Source organism: Streptomyces sp. NBC_01267, from assembly GCF_036241575.1.
Taxonomy (GTDB): domain Bacteria; phylum Actinomycetota; class Actinomycetes; order Streptomycetales; family Streptomycetaceae; genus Streptomyces.
Genome location: NZ_CP108455.1, coordinates 3,994,858 through 4,013,342, shown reverse-complemented (window position 1 = coordinate 4,013,342; position 18,485 = coordinate 3,994,858). Strand labels below are relative to the sequence as shown.

The following is an 18,485-nucleotide window of genomic DNA, read 5'->3' as shown; positions in this document are numbered from 1 at the left end:
AAGTCAGATTCTGTCGGCTCCGAGGAGATCACCAGCCTCTTCCCGCTCCAGCATCCGCCGCAGCGGGCCCTCCGAAGCGGCCAGCTCGGCGTACGGTCCGCGCTGCACCACCCGGCCGCCGTCCAGCACGATCACCTCGTCGACGGCGTCCAGACCCCGGAGCCGGTGCGTGATGAGCAGCGTGGTGCGCCCTTCGGTGGCGGCCAGCAGATCGGCGGTCAGCGCGTCGGCGGTCGCCAGATCGAGATGCTCGGCCGGCTCGTCCAGTACGAGTACGGGGAAGTCGGCGAGCAGCGCGCGGGCCAGTGCGAGGCGCTGGCGCTGGCCGCCCGAGAGCCGGGCACCGTGCTCGCCGACCGGCGTGTCGAGCCCCTCGGGCAACCCGTCCACCCACTCCAGCAGCCGGGCGGCGGCCAGCGCGTCGCGCAGGTCCTCCTGCGAGGCCCCGGTGCGGGCCAGCCGCAGGTTCTCCCGGAGGGAACTGTCGAAGATGTGCGCGTCCTGGGCGCACAGCCCGACGAACCCGCGCACCGCGTCACCGTCCATCGCACCGGCGGCCACCCCGCCGAGGGTGTACGTCCCGGTCTCGGCGTCCAGGAAGCGCAGCAGTACCTGCGCCAGCGTCGTCTTGCCGGACCCGGAAGGGCCGACGACAGCGACCCGCCGGCCGGCTTCGAGACGGAGAGCTACCCCGTCGAGCGCCTTCCGCCGCTGTCCCGGGTAGCGCGCGCTCAGCCCGCGCACCTCCAGCGGGAACGGCAGGTCCGCCGCCGTCCCGACCGCCACCGGGTGCTGCGGTTCCTGTACGGGAACGGGTGCGTCCAGCACCTCGTACACCCGCTCCGCGCTCCGTCGCACCCGCTGCCGGTACTGCACGGCGAGCGGCAGCCCGGTGACCGCTTCGAAAGCGGCCAGCGGCGTCAGGACCACCACGGCGAGTTCCACACCTGCGAGCCGCCCGTCGCGCACGGCCTGCACTCCGACCACCGCGGCAGCCGCGACGGTCAGCCCGCACACGAGCGCGGTCAGCCCGCCGCCGAGCGCGGTGGCGGTGGCTCCCCGCGAGGTGATCCGGGTCAGCGTCCGATCGGCGTCCCGGGTCGCACGCAGCCTCCCGCGCAGCGCACCGGCGACCGTCAGCTCCGCGGTTCCGGAGAGCAGATCGACGACGCGGGTGGCCAGCACTCCGCGTGCGGGGGCCAGTTGACGCTCGGCCCGTCGGGCGAAGGCGCCGCTCAGCACGGGTACCCCGATCCCGGCGGCGAGCAGCCCCACGGCGAGCACGGCGCCCGCAGCGGGCAGCAGCCAGGCGGTGAATCCGACCGCGCCCGCGCCCACCACCACGGCGACCGCCGCCGGGAGCAACCAGCGCAGCCAGTAGTCCTGGAGCGCGTCCACATCAGCCACCAGCCGCGACAGCAGATCCCCGCGGCGCACCCGGCCCAGACCGGCCGGGGCGATCCGCTCCAGCCTGCGGTAGACGGCGACCCGCAGGTCGGCGAGCATCCGCAGCACCGCGTCGTGCGACACCAGCCGCTCGGCATAGCGGAAGACGGCCCGCCCGGTCCCGAAGGCCCGCGTCGCCGTGACCGCGACCATCAGGTACAGCACCGGCGGCTCCTGGGAAGCCCGCGAAATGAGCCACCCCGAGGTCGCCAGGAGACCCACGGCGGACCCCAGGGCGAGACTCCCGAGCAGCAGGGCCAGCAGCAACCGCCCCCGCAGCGCACCGGCCGTGTCCCGCACCCGCGCCAGCGGACCCCGTCCCGACCGTCCTGAGCGGGGAGCGTCAGAAGCCGGAGCCTCGTCGGCCGCTGGCTCCTCGGCAGCACGCGGGGCGGGCACGGTGGTCCGGTCGTCCGGCCCGTCCGGCCCGTCGGTGACAAGCGTGTCGTGGCGCTGGCCCCGGAGCGGCCCCGGGGCCAGCGCCACGACCCGGTCGGCCACGGCGAGCAGCGCGGGGCGGTGCACCACCAGCACCACGGTCCGGCCCACCGACAGACGCCGCACCGCGTCGACGATGCCTGCCTCCGTCTCGCCGTCCAGCGCCGCCGTGGGCTCGTCGAGCAGCAGGACCGGCCGGTCGGCGAGGAACGCCCTTGCCAGTGCGAGCCGTTGGCGCTGTCCGGCGGAGAGCCCCGCACCGCCCTCTCCCAGCACCGTCTGCACGCCGTCCGGCAGCGCGGAGACAAAACCGTGGGCTCCTGCCTCCCGCAGTGCGTCGTGCACCGCGGACTCCTCCGCATCGGGCCGCGCCAGCCGTACGTTCTCGGCGATCGTCCCCGCGAACAGGTACGGCTGCTGCGGTACCCATGCGATCTGCTCCCGCCACCGCTCGGGCGAGAGCGAGGCCAGTTCCACGGAGCCGACCCGTACCTGTCCCTCGTCCGGGGTCGCGAAGCCCAGCAGGACGTTGAGCAACGTCGACTTCCCGACTCCGCTCGGTCCCGTGACCGCGACCGTCTCCCCGGCCTCCACGATCAGCGAAGCCGAATCCAGTGAGGGTTCCGTGCGGCCGGGGTGGCGTACCGTCACCTGGTCCAGTTCCAGCCGGAGCGAGTCCGGAACCTCCCGGTCACCACCCGTCGGCAGCGGTGTCTCCAGAACGGCGAAGATCTCCTCGGCGGCCGAGAGCCCCTCCGCCGCCGCGTGGTACTGCGCCCCCACCTGCCGCAGCGGCAGATACGCCTCGGGAGCCAGCACGAGGATCACCAGCCCCGTGTACAGGTCCAGTTCCCCCTTGACCAGCCGCAGCCCGATGCCCACGGCGACCAGGGCCACCGAAAGGGTCGCCAGCAGCTCCAGGGCGAACGACGACAGGAACGCGATCCGCAGCGTCCGCAGCGTGGCCTTCCGGTACTGGTCCGTGATGGCCCTGATCGATTCGGCCTGGGCCTTGGCCCGCCCGAACACCTTCAGCGTCGGCAGCCCGGCGACCACGTCCAGGAAGTGCCCCGACAGCCGGGACAGCAGATGCCACTGCCGGTCCATCCGCGCCTGGGTGGCCCAGCCGATGAGCATCATGAACACCGGAATCAGCGGAAGCGTCACCACGATGATCGCCGCCGACACCCAGTCCTCGGTGACGATCCGCGCCAGCACCGCCACCGGCACCACCACCGCGAGCCCCAGCTGCGGGAGGTAGCGCGAGAAGTAGTCGTCGAGCGCGTCGACACCACGAGTGGCGAGCGCGACCAGCGATCCCGTCCGCTGCCCGGTCAGCCACTGGGGCCCCAGCTCGGCAGAGCGCTCCAGCAGCCGGCCGCGCAGTTCGGACTTGACCGCCGCACTGGCCCGGTGCGCGGCCAGCTCGGTCAGCCAGGACACCAGTCCCCGGCCCAGCGCGACCGCCGCGAGCAGCAGCAGGGGTGTCCGCAGCCCGGCCCCGTCGAGACCGTTCTGGAACGCCCCCACCACCACATCGGCGATCAGCATCGCCTGGGCCACGACCAGGCCCGCGCCGGCCAGCCCGAGGACCACCACCGCCCCCAGGAAGAGACGGGTGGCGCCGGCGTACCGGAGCAGACGCGGGTCGATCGGTTTCACGTGAAACATCCCCCACTAGTGGGCATCGGCGATGTGCTGCGTGCCCAGCCGCTTGCGGAACACCCAGTAAGTCCAGCCCTGGTAGAGCAGGACCAGCGGCGTCATGATGCCCGCCACCCAGGTCATGACCTTGAGCGTGTAGTGGCCGGACGCCGCGTTGTCGATCGTCAGATTCCAGGCCGAGTTGAGCGAGGACGGCATCACGTCGGGCGCCAGCGAGAGGAACAGCGCCGCCACCGTGGCGGCGATGGCCACCCCGGTGAAGGTGAAGGCCCAGCCCTCCCGCTCCCGTGCGTTCATCACGAACGCCACGACCAGCGCGGCCAGTGCCACGCAGAGCGCGATCAGTGTGGAGCCGTCTCCCCGGTCCGCCTGCAGCCAGATCAGGAAGGCAGCCGCGAGCGCCACGGTGACGACCGCGGCCTTCGCCGCGAAGGCCCTGGCGCGTACCCGGATGTCCCCGACGGTCTTGAGCGCGGTGAAAACAGCCCCGTGCAGCGTGCACAGCGCGGTGAAGGCGAATCCGCCGAGGAAGGCGTACCCGTTCAGCAGGTCCCCGAAGGAACCGGCGTAGTCCTGATGGCTGTTGACCGGCACACCGTGGACCAGGTTGGCGAAGATCATCCCCCAGAGGAAGGGAAGCAGCAGCGAGGTGGTGAAGAGCGCCCACTCCCAGTTGCGCTGCCAGCTCTCCTCGGGCCGCTTGTGTCGGTACTCGAAGGACAGCACCCGCACGATCAGCAGCAGGAGGACCAGGACGAGCAGCAGATAGAAGCCGCTGAAGAAGGTCGCGTACCAGACCGGGAAGGCGGCGAACATCGCACCGGCCGCGGTGATCAGCCACACCTCGTTGCCGTCCCAGACCGGACCGATGATGTTGATCAGTACCCGTCGCTCCCGGCGGTCCCTGGCCAGCAGCCGGGTGAGAATGCCGACCCCGAAGTCGAAGCCTTCGAGGAAGAAGTAGCCGGTCCACAGAACGGCGATCAGCAGAAACCAGAAGTCGTTGAGGCCCATGACGTCTCTCCTCTCAGTACGCGAAGGTCAGGGGTTTGTCGGCGTCCTCGTCCGGACCGCCGGATCCACCGGGGCCGCCGGACGAGGGCCCGCGCAGCCGTGGGTCCTTGGCCGGTGGCTGTTCGTCGGTGTCGGGGCCCATCACCGCGTACTTCTTCATCAGCCGGACGTTGATCCAGCCCAGCACCGTGTACAGCGTCATCAGGACGATCAGCGAGATCAGCATCTCCGTCTGGGAGACCCCGGGAGAGACCGAGTCGGCCGTCTTGAAGAGGCCGAACACCGCCCAGGGCTGCCTGCCCATCTCGGTGAAGACCCAGCCGATCGAGTTGGCGATCAGCGGGAAGACCAGTGAGGCCATGCCGACCCGCCAGCCCCACTTCGTGAAGAAGGGGTTGAGCTCCCGGCCCGCAGTCAGCATCAGCTTGGGCGCCTCGTCGTCACCGGTGCGGTGCTCGGGCAGCAGCCACTTCTTCTTCCGGGTGAGCCAGAGTCCGGCGGCTGCGGCCACGGAGGCCGTGAGCCCGATGCCGATCATGAGCCGGAAGCCCCAGAAGGTGACGAAGATGTTGGGTACGTAGTCGTCGGGCTTGCCGCCGTACTTGGCCGCCTCCGCCTTCGCGGTCTCATGGATGCCGGGCACCGCGGTGTGGAAGTCGTCATGGGCGAGGAACGACAGTATCCCCGGGATCGACAGCTCCACGGAGTTGTGGCCCGCTGCCACGTTGCCGACCGCGAAGATCGAGAACGGCGCAGGTGCCTCGGTGTCCCAGAGCGCCTCGGCAGCGGCCATCTTCATGGGCTGCTGCTCGAACATCACCTTGCCCAGCTGGTCGCCGGAGAGTGCGGTGAGGATGCCCGCGGTCACCGTCATGACCAGGCCCATGCGCAGCGAGGTGCGCATCATGCCGGTGCGCTTCCGGTCGGTCGCGGTGCCCGCCGCCCTGGCCCGCCTGATCTTCCACAGGTGGTAGCTGGCGATCCCGACGACGAAGGCGCCGCCGGTGAGGAAGGCCGAGGTCATGGTGTGGGTGAAGACGACCAGCGCGGTCTTCTGGGTGAGCACCCCCCAGATGTCGTTGAGGTGGGCCACGCCGGTGGCGCGGTCGATGCTGTACCCGACGGGGTGCTGCATCCAGGAGTTGGCCGCCAGGATGAAGTACGCCGAGAAGGTGGTGCCGATCGCCACCATCCAGATGCAGGCGCAGTGGAGCTTCTTCGGCAGCTTGTCCCAGCCGAAGATCCACAGTCCGATGAACGTGGACTCGAAGAAGAAGGCGATCAGCGCTTCCATCGCGAGCGGGGCACCGAAGACGTCACCGACGAACTTCGAGTAGTCGGACCAGTTCATCCCGAACTGGAACTCCTGGACGAGGCCGGTGGCGACCCCGATCGCGAGGTTGATCAGCAGGAGCTTCCCCCAGAACTTCGTGGCGTGGAAGTACTTCTCCTTGCCGGTCCGCACCCAGGCGGTTTCGAAGCCCGCGGCGATCGCCGCGAGGGAGATCGTGAGGGGGACGAACAGGTAGTGGTAGACGGTGGTCAGCCCGAACTGCCATCGCGCCAGGGTATCCGGCGCCAGAGCTAGTTCCACGTCGTCACTCTCCTTACGTGGCTGTGGTCACAGCGGCAGTCTGCCCCTTTGATCCCACCCAGCCCGGATGAAAAGGGACACGCTTGTGAAAGCGTTCACATTCACAAGCAATATTACGTAAGCACTTTTGACATGACGAAGGCGGGGTGCCTTTACGGCACCCCGCCCTGTTTCGACCCTGTTCGGAAGGGCCTCCCGCCCTCTGCCCGAAGAGCTACAGCTCCTTGCGGAAGGCCGCCGCCGCCTGCAGGAAGAGATCGTTGCCCTCGGCCTCGCCGATCGTGACGCGTACGCCCTCGTCCCCGAAGGGACGCACGACCACGCCGGCCCTGTCGCAGAACGCCGCGAAGTCGCCGGTGCGCTCACCCAGCCGCAGCCACACGAAGTTCGCCTGCGTCGCGGGCACCTTCCAGCCCTGGCCGACCAGGCCCTCGTACACCCGCTCCCGCTCGCCGACCAGCGCGCCGACCCGGCCCAGCAGTTCGTCCTCGGCCCGCAGCGAGGCCACCGCCGCGTCCTGTCCCAGCTGGCTCACGCCGAAGGGCAGCGCGGTCTTGCGCAGCGCGGCGGCCACCGGCTCATGGGCGACGGCGAAGCCGACCCGCAGCCCGGCCAGGCCGTACGCCTTGGAGAAGGTCCGCAGCACCGCCACATTGGGGCGGTCCCGGTAGAGCTCGATGCCGTCGGGGACATCGAGGTCACGGTTGAACTCGCGGTACGCCTCGTCCAGGACCACCAGGATGTCGGACGGCACCCGGTCCAGGAATCGCTCCAACTGCGCCCTGCGCACCACGGTGCCGGTCGGGTTGTTGGGGTTGCAGACGAAGATCATCCGGGTGCGCTCGGTGATCGCGTCGGCCATCGCGTCCAGGTCGTGGACCTCGTCGGAGTCCAGCGGCACCTGCACCGCGGTCGCCCCGCTGATCCTCGTGATGATCGGGTACGCCTCGAACGACCGCCAGGCGTAGATCACCTCGTCGCCCGGCCCCGACGTCGCCTGCAACAGCGACTGCGCGACACCGACGGATCCGGTGCCGGTCGCCAGATGGGAGACGGGGACCCCGAAGCGCTCGGCCAGTTCGTTCATCAGGCCGGTGCACGCCATGTCCGGGTACCGGTTGAAGGTGCCGGCTGCGGCGATCGCGCTCTCCATCACACCGGGCAGCGGCGGATAGGGGTTCTCGTTGGAGGACAGCTTGTACGCGACCGGACCGTCGGCAGCGGCCGGCTTGCCCGGTACATAGGCGGGGATGCTGTCCAGTACGGCGCGCAGCTTGGGGCTCTTCTCGCTCACAGCGGGTCCTCCTCGGCTCGGATAGGCACACCTTATGAGGGCCGGCGGCTGCTGCGAATGGCGGGCACGGGAAGGGGGAGCGCTGCCGCATCCGGCGCGCGCCGGTGGCTTGCGCCGTGGCGCGCGTCCCTCGAACCAGTGAGTTGAGACCTCATCGCAACATCAGCCATGGGGCAGGTTCAGGTCGATCGACACCCGAGACTCCCATGACCAAGGGGCCAACTCCCGTGCATTCCAAGGCGATCGACTCTAAATGATCATGCAGAAACGTGCCTGTCAACGGATGCATATGCGCTCAGTCCCACCCCCCTCCATCGACCTACTATCGGCTCGCCATGACAGCAGCAGGGAAGCACCAGGTGAGCCGGGCGGAGACTCCCCGCAGGGCCAACCGGCAAGGACGAGCGGGCATCCGGGACGTGGCCGCCGCAGCCGGTGTCTCCATCACGACCGTCTCCGACGCGCTCAACGGCAAGGGCAGGCTCCCGGACGCCACCCGCCGCCATGTCCGCGAGGTCGCAGACCGGCTGGGCTATCGCCCTTCCGCCGCGGCCCGAACCCTCCGTACCGGCAAGTCGGGCCTCATCGGCCTGACCGTGACGACCTACGGGGATGAACCTTTCACCTTCACCGAATTCGCGTACTTCGCCGAGATGGCCAGAGCCGCCACCTCCGCCGCGCTCGCACGCGGCTATGCCCTCGTCATCCTCCCCGCCACCTCACGCCACAGCGCGGTCGACGTCTGGTCGAACGTCGCCCTCGACGGCACCGTCGTCATCGACCCCTCCGATCACGACCCGGTCGTCAGCGAACTCGTACGCCAAGGGCTCCCCGTCGTCTCCGACGGACGCCCGGCGGGCTCCCTGCCCGTCACGGCCTGGGTCGACAACGACCACGAAGCCGCGGTCCTCGATCTGCTCGACCACCTGGCCGCCGCCGGAGCCCGCCGTATCGGGCTGCTGACCGGCACCACCACCGACACCTACACCCGCCTCTCCACCACCGCGTATCTGCACTGGTGCGAGCGGGTCGGACAGGACCCGGTCTACGAGTCCTACCCCGCCCACGACCCCTGCGCCGGAGCCGTCGCGGCCGACCGGCTCCTCGCCCGCCCCGACCGGCCCGACGCCGTGTACGGGCTCTTCGACCCGAACGGCACCGACCTGCTGGCAGCGGCGCGACGGTACGGACTGCGCGTCCCCGAGGATCTGCTGCTGGTCTGCTGCAGCGAATCCACCGTGTACGCCAGCACCGAGCCGCCCATCACCACCCTGTCCCTCAAGCCCCGCCGGATCGGCACCGCGGTCATCCAGTTACTCATCGACGCCATCGAAGGCATCAACGACGACCACCCGGTCGAGCAGGTGATACCGACCGAACTCATCGTCCGGACCTCCTCGCAGCGCCGTCCGCCGCGCACCACGGTGAGCGCACCGCGCTCTCCCGCCCCGGACTGATCGCCTCATTAGGCGCGAAACGGTCAGTCGACCCCAGGAGCGCACGGATTCAGCCCCCCTGGTGCGTCACACATACCGAGTCGCATTCCTATGATGGGCGGACGACACCGCGGACCCCCCGACCAGGCAGGTCCGACCGGTGCACGGCGGCGCGACGGTGGTGGAGGGGTCGATGACTCAGGGGGCCGGTCTGGAACCCGCGATGCGGACGGCGACAGTGCGGGACTTCCGCGTACCGCCTCTGCCCGCGCCCGAGCACGTCCACGACGCCGGGAGGCCGCCTCGGTACGCCGCCGGTGAGGAGCCGGACGGATACACGCCGACCCAGCGGGACCTCCCGGTCATCGGCCGCGGCGCCCCCGCCGACACGCTCGTCGTACGGACCGTGCCCGACCCCGCGGCGGCCGACGCCGCCGAGACGGCCGTCGCCGATGCCGACGGGGGCCCCGGGCCGCTCTTCGTCGTCGGTGACGTCCACGGGTACCTCGACGAGCTCCTGGCCGCCCTGCGCGCCCAGGGGCTCATCGACGCCGAGGGCAACTGGTCCGCGGGCAACGCCCGGCTCTGGTTCCTCGGCGACTTCACCGACCGCGGACCCGACGGCATCGGCGTCATCGATCTCGTCATGCGGCTGTCCGCCGAGGCCGCGGCCTCGGGCGGCTACTGCAAGGCCCTGATGGGCAACCACGAACTGCTGCTGCTCGGCGCCAAGCGTTTCGGCGACACCCCCGTCAACTCCGGTGCGGGTACCGCCACTTTCCAGGCCGCCTGGCTGCTGAACGGCGGCCAGAAGGCCGACATGGACCGGCTCCAGGACGTTCATCTCCAGTGGATGTCCCGGCTCGACGCCATCGAGCTGGAGGACGACCACCTCCTGGTGCACTCCGACACCACGGCCTATCTCGACTACGGCGATTCCCTCGAAGCCGTCAACGACACCGTCCGCGAGACACTCACCCGCAACGACGCCGACGAGTGCTGGGACCTGTTCCGCAAGTTCACCAAGCGCTTCGCGTTCCGCGACGAGTCGGGGCCGCAGGCGGTCCGGGAGCTCCTCGGGGTCTTCGGCGGCCATCGCATCGTCCACGGTCACAGCCCCATTCCGTATCTGCTGGGCGAGGTCGGGGCCGAGGACGGCGAGGACGGACCGCGCACGGTCATCGAGGGGCCGCACGTGTACGCCGACGGGCTCGCCATCGCCATGGACGGCGGCGTGACCATGGCCGGAAAGCTGCTCGTGGTCCGGCTCCCGCTCCCCAACTGATCGGCGGACCGAGAGGCGATTTACGGAAACCCTCTGTTACCCCGTGCCATTACCGCTCTACCATCGGGTTATCCGTAGCAGGCTCTCCTCCGTTCACGTCCGACCGCCCGTCAGAAGGCGGGCGGTCCAGGCCAACGGAGCATCGGGGGATGCACATGAACAGCGATTCGCACCTGCGGACCGAAGACCGCCCGGAGTTCGAGCGAGTTCTCGACGACGCGCTGCGCGCCGCACCGGACCGACCGGACCTCGCCGCAGTGGGACAGCGGCTCAACAGCGAACAGCTGCGCACCATGGTGCTCAACGCGGATGCCCTCGTCACCACGGCCGCGGCAGCCGAGTACGAGCACTTCGTGAAGATGCGGGCCGAGCTGCGCGCACCCGCCGCGGCCTCGGTACGGACCGCCGTTCTCACCCCGGGCCGGGGCGGGACCGGTTCGGGCGCCGGGCTCACCGCCGTCGTCGCCGTGCTGGCCCCCGTACTGGCGGGCACCGCAGCCGCGATCTTCCTGCTGGTGGGCTATCTGCTGAAGGCTCTCAGCGCACCGCCCGCCTTCGCCGACACCATGGTCACCGCGGGCTGGGCCTTCGCCGCGCTCACCGCTGCCGCCATCCTGTTCGCCGCGATCGGGCTGCTCATCACCGCCCTGCGCAACAGCTCGAACGAGGTGCACCGGGAGGCCGAGGAGGAGAACGGCGACGACGAACTGTCCGAGGAGGTCGCCCGCGCCCGTGACGCCTGGCGTCACGCGCTGCTGGAGCGGGGCATCGTCCCGTTCCTGCGCAACGCCCTCGCCGACCCCAGCGCCGACCCGGCGGCCCCCGCCCCGTACCGTCCGGCGGGCCGCATCCCCAGCCTCGGCTACAGCCGGCCCGACTTCACCGGCCCGGACGAAGGAACGGCCGCCCACGAGCGTCCCAGTTTCACCAGCCCGGACTTCACCAGTCCGGACTTCGGCGGCCCCGACCACCAGCCGGAGTAGGACCGCCCCGGACCGGCAGGCCCCCTGGACTTCGCCGAAGCCGGGGGGGCTGCCGGACCGGTCGGCTCAGTCGGCCAGCGGCAGATACACCCGGTTCCCGCTCGCCGCGAACTCCTCGGACTTCGCCGCCATCCCCGCCTCGATCTCCTCCTGGCTGCCGCCGTGTTCCCGGCGGATGTCCTGGGAGATCTTCATCGAGCAGAACTTCGGCCCGCACATGGAACAGAAATGCGCGGTCTTCGCGGGCTCCGCGGGCAGCGTCTCGTCGTGGAACTCCCGTGCGGTGACCGGGTCGAGCGCCAGATTGAACTGGTCCTCCCACCGGAACTCGAAACGCGCGTCCGACAGCGCGTCGTCCCACGCCTGCGCGCCGGGATGCCCCTTGGCGAGGTCCGCCGCGTGCGCCGCGATCTTGTACGTGATGACACCGGTCTTCACGTCGTCACGGTTGGGCAGGCCCAGGTGCTCCTTGGGCGTGACGTAGCAGAGCATGGCCGTACCCCACCAGGCGATCATCGCCGCCCCGATGCCGGAGGTGATGTGGTCGTACGCCGGAGCCACATCCGTGGTGAGCGGGCCGAGCGTGTAGAACGGCGCCTCCTCGCAGATCTCCTGCTGGAGGTCGATGTTCTCCTTGATCTTGTGCATCGGGACGTGCCCGGGGCCCTCGATCATCGTCTGCACGCCATGGCGTTTGGCGATCGTGTTCAGTTCCCCGAGGGTGCGCAACTCCGCGAACTGCGCCTCGTCGTTGGCGTCCGCGATCGACCCGGGCCGCAGCCCGTCGCCCAGCGAGTACGTCACGTCGTACGAGGCCAGGATGGAGGAGAGTTCCTCGAAGTTCTCGTACAGGAACGACTCCTTGTGGTGCGCCAGGCACCAGGCGGCCATGATCGAGCCGCCGCGCGAGACGATGCCCGTCTTCCGGCGTGCGGTGAGGGGCACGTACCTGAGCAGCACCCCCGCGTGCACCGTCATGTAGTCGACGCCCTGCTCGGCCTGCTCGATGACCGTGTCCTTGTAGATCTCCCAGGTCAGCTCCTCGGCCCGGCCGTCGACCTTCTCCAGTGCCTGGTAGAGCGGGACCGTGCCGATGGGGACGGGGGAATTGCGCAGCACCCACTCGCGGGTGGTGTGGATGTTGCGGCCGGTGGACAGGTCCATGACGGTGTCCGCGCCCCACTTGGTGGCCCAGGTCATCTTGTCCACCTCCTCCTCGATGGAGGAAGTGACCGCGGAATTGCCGATGTTGGCGTTGACCTTCACCAGGAACCGCTTGCCGATGATCATCGGCTCGATCTCCGGATGGTTGACGTTGGCCGGCAGCACGGCCCGGCCCGCGGCGATCTCTTCGCGTACGACCTCGGGGGAGACGTTCTCGCGGATCGCGACGTACTCCATCTCCGGGGTGATCTCCCCGCGCACGGCGTACGCGAGCTGACTCACCGCGCGCCCCTCGCGCCCCCTACGCGGCTGGCGGGGCCGGCCGGGGAAGACCGCGTCCAGGTTGCGCAGTCCTCCGCGGGGTGAGGTGTGCTTGATCCCGTCGTCCTCGGGGCGGGCCGGGCGGCCCGCGTACTCCTCGGTGTCGCCGCGGCCGATGATCCAGTGCTCCCGGAGCGGGGCGAGCCCGCGCCGTACGTCGGTCTCGACGGTGGGGTCGGTGTACGGGCCCGACGTGTCGTACAGCGTCACGTCCTGCCCGTTGGTGAGGTGCACTTGTCGGACGGGGACCCTGATGTCGGGGCGCGAGCCCTCCGGGCCCCCGATGTAGCCCTTGTGCCAGCCCGGCTCGCGCTCGGGCCGATCGGTGGCAGGCGTGCGTGCATCCACTGTGGTCATGAGACCTACTCCCTACGCCGGCATTACCCGGTAACAGGTTCGGCGGTCGGCGCAGCTTCAGCGATGTGCTGTCAGCGCCCTCTCAGCCCGGTGCTCCGAGCTCCCGCGTGTGCAAAGGTGCCCCCACGCTAACGCCATCCCCCGGGCGCTGAACAGAGGGCCCCCGCCCGGCCCCCTCGGTTCTTGCGATGATCGGCCGGTGACCTCGCTCCAGGAACAGCACAGCCACACGCACGGCCACGGCCCCGCCGCACCGGTGTCGACGCATCTGCGCAAGGTCGTCGCGGCGGTGCTGATTCCCTTCGGTGCGGCGGTGATTGTCGGTCTTGTGGTGCTCTGGCCGGGCGGTGCGCCTCCGCACGCACGCAGCGGTGTCGGCTTCGACCGGCAGACGCAGCAGGGCAGGGTGGTGGCCCTGACGCCGGTCAACTGCCAGGACGTGCAGGCCGGTCAGCCGTCCGCGCCGCCGGGCGGGTCCTCCGCCACGGAGCAGCCGACGAGCCAGGGCGGGCAGGGCGGGCAGGGCAAGCTGTGCAAGAAGGCCAAGGTCGAGGTGGCGAGCGGCAAGGACAAGGGACGTACGTTCACCGAGCTCGTCCAGCCGGACGCACCGCGGCAGTTGCACCAGGGACAGGGCGTGATCGTGGCGTACGCGCCCGACGCACCGCGTGATCTCCAGTACTCGGTGTCCGACGTGGACCGGAAGTTCCCGATGGCGCTGCTGGCCGGCATCTTCGCGCTGGTGGTGGTCGCGGTGGGCCGGATGCGGGGGCTGATGGCGCTGGTGGCCCTGGCCGTCAGCTTCGCCGTACTGACGCTGTTCATCCTGCCCGCGATCCTGCAGGGTTCGAATCCGCTGGTCGTGGCGGTCATCGGGGCGAGCGCGATCATGCTGATCGCGCTCTACACCTGTCACGGGCTGACGGCACGCACCTCGGTCGCGGTCATCGGCACGCTGATCTCGCTGATGCTGATCGGGCTGCTCGGCTCGCTGTTCATCGGCTGGGCGAGCCTCTCCGGCAACACCGACGACAGCACCGGACTGATCCATGGCCTGTACCCGCACATCGACATGAGCGGGCTGCTGTTGGCGAGCGTCGTCATCGGCTCGCTCGGAGTGCTGGACGATGTGACGGTCACCCAGACCTCCGCCGTCTGGGAACTGCACCGGGCGGACCCCACGATGGGCGCACGCGGGCTCTACCGCGCCGGGATCCGGATCGGCCGCGACCACATCGCGTCGGTCGTCAACACCCTCGTCCTGGCGTACGCGGGCGCCGCCCTGCCGCTCCTGCTGCTGTTCTCCATCGCGCAGAGCAGCGTGGGTACGGTGGCCAACGCGGAGCTGGTGGCCGAGGAGATCGTACGGACCCTGGTCGGGTCCATCGGCCTGGTCGCCTCGGTGCCGGTGACCACGGCGCTCGCGGCGCTGGTGGTGGCCGCGGACCGGCGGAGCGGGGGAGAGGGGCACGCACCGCCCGGCCGGGCGGTGCGGGGCGGTGGGGGCCGCCGCCGCAGACGCTGATCCAGGTCCGTACCGGGAGGTATCGCGGTCAGCCCGCGTTCTCCTCGGCCAGGATCCGGCCGAGCGCCTCGTCCAGGTTTCCGTCGAAGTCGCCCAGGCTGCGCTCCTGTCCGAGCGGGACGAGCTTGTCGGTGCGGTCGAGGAAGGCGATCAGCGGCGCGCTGCCCGCCCGGAAGAGCGCGCGGTCGGCGCCGACCTGGAGCCGCAGATGGACATCGGACAGTCCCGTCGGCTCGCTGGGTGAGATGTGCACATCGCCGTCGCCCGTGGGGGCGTTGATCCCGTCGAGGAGCAGTTCGCGACCGAACGTCCAGGTCACCGGTGCGTCTCCGGGAAGGTGGAAGGTCATCCGGATCGCATACGGGTCACCCACCTCGTAGCGGAGTTCCACCGGAATACGGAACGAGAGCTCCTCGGAGACGAGGAAGCTCATCATGACCTCTGCCTGGACCGATTCGCGCATGTCCCTACCCCGCAGTAGACGCCGTGTTGGATCGCAAGATGGCCGGGACTGTTCCCTCAGGCCCTCTTGACGTAATCGTGCTGTAAGCGCTAGCGGATCACAAGGAGTGATATTTCAGATACCGATAGAGAACGCGAGCGAACCGAGTAAAGCGCCAACCTCGGACCGTAGCGTTTCGACTGCGGAGCGCAACCGTTCTTCCTCGTTCGCAGGGCCGGAAATGGCCATCGCGGCGGCACCCGATCCGGCCGTGATCGGGATGGCCGCGCAGACCGTTCCGAGGGCGTACTCCTGCTGCTCGACGATCGGTTGCATACGTTCCGCAGCGGCCAGTCGCCGCAGCAGGATGCCCCGGTCACGCACCGAATGGCGGGTCAGCGGACGGACCGGATAGCGGTCCAGATGGTCCTCGCGCGAGGCCGCGTCGAGCTGGCTCAGCAGACACTGACCAAGGGCGTGTGCATGACCGGTTTCACGGAAGTCCGCCCATTCCTCGACAGCGGGCGCGGCGGGTGTGTCGGAGACCGCGACGAGCTCGATCTCGCCCTGGCGGTAGACCGCAAAATAAACCGGAACCCCGAGCGCGTCACGCCAGTGGGTGAGTGAATCGACCAGCGTGGCCCGGCGGTTCTGCACCGCTCCGCCGCCCGCCAGCCGCTCGGCTGCGGGTCCGATGACGAACACGCCGCGCTCGCGGCGCAGATATCCCTCGTGCGTCAGGGTCCGCAGCAGGTGATAGGCGGTGGGGAGGGGGAGTCCCGCCTCCCGGGCGAGCTGTTTGGCGGGGGCTCCGTCGGTGTGGGAGCCCACGGCCTCCAGCAGTCTGAGCGCTCGCTGCACCGAGCCGATCAGCGTGGGAACAGCGGTACGAGGCGTTGTCGCCAAGCGGTCACCCCCAGCATGCGGACGGACACGCCACCCGCTTCGGGGGCTCCCCCGCAGGCCCCGCCCCGCACAAACCGCAGGTCAGAGCGGTTTCAGGCCATTTTTCCCGAGGAGGCGGCAGAGCTTTCCACTCTAATCACAGCCTCCGTCCGGGCGGGGACACAGCTGTCCCCGTTCCCCCGGCCGGGCTAACGGCCGCAGGGGCTACCAGTCGTTCCGCGAGGACGACGAGGAGGTGAACTTCCGTACGACGTAGATGAGTCCGCCGACGAGCGCGACGAAGACCAGCGCCTTGAAGAGCAGCCCGATCACGAACCCGACGACCGTCGCGATGAGGCTGCCGAACACGACCAGGGCGATGACAGGCACCGCGACCCACTTCACCCACCACGGCATTCCCGCGTAAATCTCTCGGACCGCCATCGCCCTTACCTCTTCCTGGGTCTTCCTGGACCACGCCGGCCACTCCGGGTGCTCTGCTTCCGATGCTAAAGGCGCCCGGGGCAGCGGCGGGGGCCTCGCAGCCCTTGAACTCCCCTGAGCCTCCCCCTACGGGACTCCGGGAGATCCCGGCCGGTCCTCAGCCCTCGGGCGGAGAGAAGACCACGAGAACCCGCAGGTCCTCCGAGATGTGGTGGAACTTGTGCGCCACCCCGGCCGGTACGTACACCACACCGCCGCGCGCGACCTCGGTCGTCTCCGTCCCGACGGTGATCGAGGCCCGGCCGCTGACCACGAAGTACACCTCGTCCTGTCCGTGCGGCTGCTGCCGGTCGGTCCCGCCCGCGTCCAGTGCGTACAGCCCGACCGACATGTTCCGTTCGCGCAGGAACTGCAGATACGCGCCGTCGTTGGCAGCGCGCTCCGCCTCCAGTTCGTCCAGCCGGAATGCTTTCATCGCTCTTCAGCCCCTGCACTCGTACCGATCGTGTCTGCCACGATCAGACACATGAAGAATTTTGTAGTCAAGACGGTCGCCAATGCCGCGGCCCTGTTCGTAGCTGTCTGGCTACTCCAGGACATCACGCTGGGGGGCGACTCCACCGGTCGCAAGGCCGTCACGCTGGTCATCGTCGCGCTGGTCTTCGGCGTGGTGAACTTCGTGGTGAAGCCGATCGTGAAGTTGATCTCCTTCCCTCTGTTCATCCTCACCCTCGGGCTGATCACGCTGGTGATCAACGCCCTGATGCTGCTGCTGACCTCCTGGCTGGCGGGCACGCTGAACCTCGCCTTCCACGTCCACGGTTTCTGGACGGCTGTTCTGGGCGGCCTGATCATCTCGATCGTCTCGTGGGCGATGAACCTCGCCCTGCCCGACGAGGACTGAGATGACCACGACGCCCGAGATGCCCGGGACGGCCGCCGGAGACGGAACACGCGCGGTACGGGCCGGGCTGCCCACGCCGGTCAAGTACGAACCGACCCTGCCGGGGCCGGTCTTCGCCGCCCACTACCACCTGCCGGGCGAACCCATAGGGCCGTACACCTACGGCCGCGACACCAACCCGACCTGGACGCACCTGGAAGCGGCCATCAGCGAGCTGGAGTCCCCCCGGGAGCCCGCCGAGACGATCACCTTCGCCTCCGGCATGGCAGCGGTCTCCGCGGTCCTCCTCTCCCAGGCCCGCGCCGGGGACACGGTGGTCCTCCCCGACGACGGGTACCAGGCACTGCCGCTCGTACGCGAACAGCTGGAGGCGTACGGCATCACGGTGCGCACCGCGCCGACCGGTGGCGACGCGCAGTTGCGCGTGCTGGACGGCGCCCGGCTGCTGTGGATCGAGACCCCGTCCAACCCGGGTCTCGACGTCTGCGACGTACGGCGGCTCGTGGCTGCCGCGCACGCGGGCGGAACGCTGGTCGCCGTCGACAACACCCTCGCGACACCGCTCGGGCAGCAACCGCTGGATCTCGGCGCGGACTTCGCCGTGGCGAGCGGCACCAAGGGCCTGACCGGACACGGGGACCTCCTGCTCGGTTACGTGACCTGCCGCGACCCGGAGCTCGCCGCCCGGGTCAGGAAGTGGCGCAAGGTGGTCGGGGCGATCCCCGGACCGATGGAGGCCTGGCTCGCGCACCGCTCGCTCGCCACGATCCAGCTGCGCGCGGACCGGCAGTCGGCGAACGCGCTGGCGCTCGCCGAGGCACTGGGCGAGCGCACGGAGATCACCGGACTGCGCCATCCCGGACTGCCGTCGGACCCCGCGCACCGGACGGCGGCGGGGCAGATGCGCCGCTTCGGCTGCGTGGTCTCGTTCGTGCTGCCCGACCGCGAGCACGCCGAACGCTTCCTGGACGCACTGCGCCTGGTCGACGACGCGACCAGCTTCGGCAGCGTGCGCTCCACCGCGGAGCGACGGGGGCGCTGGGGCGGCGACGCCGTGCCGGAAGGCTTCGTCCGCTTCTCCGCGGGCGTCGAGGACACCGCGGATCTGGTGGCCGACGTACTGCGGGCGCTGGACGAGGCCAGGCCGGAGCAGCCCGCTCCGTAGCCCGGCTACGCGCGACGGACGGTCCGAGCCTCCCCCCTCATGGCTCGGACCGTCCCGGTTCCACGCGCGAAGAACCGTCCGGACAAGGCTAGTTGACCCAGCGTCAGTGTCCAATCACAGGAG

The 18,485-nt window shown here is 69.8% G+C and carries 15 protein-coding genes; 6 read left to right on the top strand and 9 right to left on the bottom strand.

All coding sequences use genetic code 11. The annotated features are described in order from the left end of the window. Nucleotides 1-3: 3 nt before the first annotated feature. The 4 genes from cydD to hisC form a co-directional block, all read right to left on the bottom strand. The gene (cydD, locus tag OG709_RS18445; protein WP_329166978.1) at nucleotides 4-3,546 is read right to left on the bottom strand and encodes a thiol reductant ABC exporter subunit CydD; all 3,543 of its coding nucleotides are present in this window, start codon (nucleotides 3,544-3,546) and stop codon (nucleotides 4-6) included. A gap of 15 nt (nucleotides 3,547-3,561) precedes the next feature. Further along, a complete protein-coding gene (cydB, locus tag OG709_RS18440; protein ID WP_250302302.1) occupies nucleotides 3,562-4,563 on the bottom strand; it encodes a cytochrome d ubiquinol oxidase subunit II in 1,002 nt (333 codons plus the stop codon). Between the two features lie 13 nt (nucleotides 4,564-4,576). Further along, the gene (locus tag OG709_RS18435) at nucleotides 4,577-6,157 is read right to left on the bottom strand and encodes a cytochrome ubiquinol oxidase subunit I (RefSeq protein WP_250302303.1); all 1,581 of its coding nucleotides are present in this window, start codon (nucleotides 6,155-6,157) and stop codon (nucleotides 4,577-4,579) included. 214 nt (nucleotides 6,158-6,371) lie between these two features. After that, nucleotides 6,372-7,451, bottom strand: coding sequence for a histidinol-phosphate transaminase (hisC, locus tag OG709_RS18430; protein WP_250302304.1), 1,080 nt, complete (start codon nucleotides 7,449-7,451; stop codon nucleotides 6,372-6,374). A 335-nt stretch (nucleotides 7,452-7,786) separates the two neighbouring features. Between hisC and OG709_RS18425 the strand changes: the two genes are divergently transcribed. The 3 genes from OG709_RS18425 (at nucleotide 7,787) to OG709_RS18415 (ending at nucleotide 11,155) form a co-directional block, all read left to right on the top strand. Beyond that, nucleotides 7,787-8,908, top strand: a complete 1,122-nt coding sequence (locus OG709_RS18425; protein WP_250302305.1) for a LacI family DNA-binding transcriptional regulator — start codon at nucleotides 7,787-7,789, stop codon at nucleotides 8,906-8,908. Nucleotides 8,909-9,065: 157 nt separating this feature from the next. Beyond that, on the top strand, nucleotides 9,066-10,172 hold the full coding sequence (locus tag OG709_RS18420; RefSeq protein WP_250302428.1) for a metallophosphoesterase: 1,107 nt from the start codon (nucleotides 9,066-9,068) through the stop codon (nucleotides 10,170-10,172). A 149-nt stretch (nucleotides 10,173-10,321) separates the two neighbouring features. Beyond that, complete coding sequence (locus OG709_RS18415) at nucleotides 10,322-11,155, top strand: hypothetical protein (RefSeq protein ID WP_250302306.1); 834 nt, start codon at nucleotides 10,322-10,324, stop codon at nucleotides 11,153-11,155. A 66-nt stretch (nucleotides 11,156-11,221) separates the two neighbouring features. Here the strand turns inward: OG709_RS18415 and thiC are convergent, their stop codons facing one another. Continuing rightward, on the bottom strand, nucleotides 11,222-12,997 hold the full coding sequence (gene thiC / locus OG709_RS18410; RefSeq protein ID WP_250302307.1) for a phosphomethylpyrimidine synthase ThiC: 1,776 nt from the start codon (nucleotides 12,995-12,997) through the stop codon (nucleotides 11,222-11,224). 199 nt (nucleotides 12,998-13,196) lie between these two features. On the opposite strand from thiC, the gene OG709_RS18405 reads away from it, so the two are divergent. Then, nucleotides 13,197-14,522, top strand: a complete 1,326-nt coding sequence (locus OG709_RS18405) for a YibE/F family protein (RefSeq protein ID WP_250302308.1) — start codon at nucleotides 13,197-13,199, stop codon at nucleotides 14,520-14,522. A 28-nt stretch (nucleotides 14,523-14,550) separates the two neighbouring features. On the opposite strand, the gene OG709_RS18400 is transcribed toward OG709_RS18405, so the two are convergent. The 4 genes from OG709_RS18400 to OG709_RS18385 all read right to left on the bottom strand — a co-directional run bounded on the left by OG709_RS18400 (nucleotide 14,551) and on the right by OG709_RS18385 (nucleotide 16,768). Beyond that, nucleotides 14,551-14,985: an SsgA family sporulation/cell division regulator gene (locus tag OG709_RS18400; protein WP_250302309.1), complete on the bottom strand. Its 435-nt coding sequence runs from the start codon at nucleotides 14,983-14,985 to the stop codon at nucleotides 14,551-14,553. Nucleotides 14,986-15,099: 114 nt separating this feature from the next. Continuing rightward, on the bottom strand, nucleotides 15,100-15,870 hold the full coding sequence (locus tag OG709_RS18395; protein ID WP_329166972.1) for an IclR family transcriptional regulator: 771 nt from the start codon (nucleotides 15,868-15,870) through the stop codon (nucleotides 15,100-15,102). Between the two features lie 204 nt (nucleotides 15,871-16,074). After that, entirely contained in the window at nucleotides 16,075-16,293 is a 219-nt protein-coding gene (locus OG709_RS18390) for a DUF5326 family protein (protein WP_250302311.1), read from the bottom strand. 157 nt (nucleotides 16,294-16,450) lie between these two features. Next, nucleotides 16,451-16,768: a cupin domain-containing protein gene (locus OG709_RS18385; RefSeq protein ID WP_250302312.1), complete on the bottom strand. Its 318-nt coding sequence runs from the start codon at nucleotides 16,766-16,768 to the stop codon at nucleotides 16,451-16,453. 51 nt (nucleotides 16,769-16,819) lie between these two features. On the opposite strand from OG709_RS18385, the gene OG709_RS18380 reads away from it, so the two are divergent. Next, a complete protein-coding gene (locus OG709_RS18380; RefSeq protein ID WP_250302313.1) occupies nucleotides 16,820-17,197 on the top strand; it encodes a phage holin family protein in 378 nt (125 codons plus the stop codon). A 1-nt stretch (nucleotide 17,198) separates the two neighbouring features. Beyond that, complete coding sequence (locus OG709_RS18375) at nucleotides 17,199-18,362, top strand: cystathionine gamma-lyase (RefSeq protein WP_266641808.1); 1,164 nt, start codon at nucleotides 17,199-17,201, stop codon at nucleotides 18,360-18,362. Nucleotides 18,363-18,485: the final 123 nt, after the last annotated feature.

What these genes read in the sequence shown, in the direction of transcription:
- OG709_RS18375 (WP_266641808.1), top strand. Translation starts at nt 17,199, where the DNA reads ATGACCACGACGCCCGAGATGCCCGGGACGGCCGCCGGAGACGGAACA.
- OG709_RS18415 (WP_250302306.1), top strand. Translation starts at nt 10,322, where the DNA reads ATGCACATGAACAGCGATTCGCACCTGCGGACCGAAGACCGCCCGGAG.
- OG709_RS18380 (WP_250302313.1), top strand. Translation starts at nt 16,820, where the DNA reads ATGAAGAATTTTGTAGTCAAGACGGTCGCCAATGCCGCGGCCCTGTTC.
- OG709_RS18425 (WP_250302305.1), top strand. Translation starts at nt 7,787, where the DNA reads ATGACAGCAGCAGGGAAGCACCAGGTGAGCCGGGCGGAGACTCCCCGC.
- OG709_RS18400 (WP_250302309.1), bottom strand. Translation starts at nt 14,985, where the DNA reads ATGCGCGAATCGGTCCAGGCAGAGGTCATGATGAGCTTCCTCGTCTCC.
- OG709_RS18385 (WP_250302312.1), bottom strand. Translation starts at nt 16,768, where the DNA reads ATGAAAGCATTCCGGCTGGACGAACTGGAGGCGGAGCGCGCTGCCAAC.
- cydB (WP_250302302.1), bottom strand. Translation starts at nt 4,563, where the DNA reads ATGGGCCTCAACGACTTCTGGTTTCTGCTGATCGCCGTTCTGTGGACC.
- thiC (WP_250302307.1), bottom strand. Translation starts at nt 12,997, where the DNA reads ATGACCACAGTGGATGCACGCACGCCTGCCACCGATCGGCCCGAGCGC.
- OG709_RS18390 (WP_250302311.1), bottom strand. Translation starts at nt 16,293, where the DNA reads ATGGCGGTCCGAGAGATTTACGCGGGAATGCCGTGGTGGGTGAAGTGG.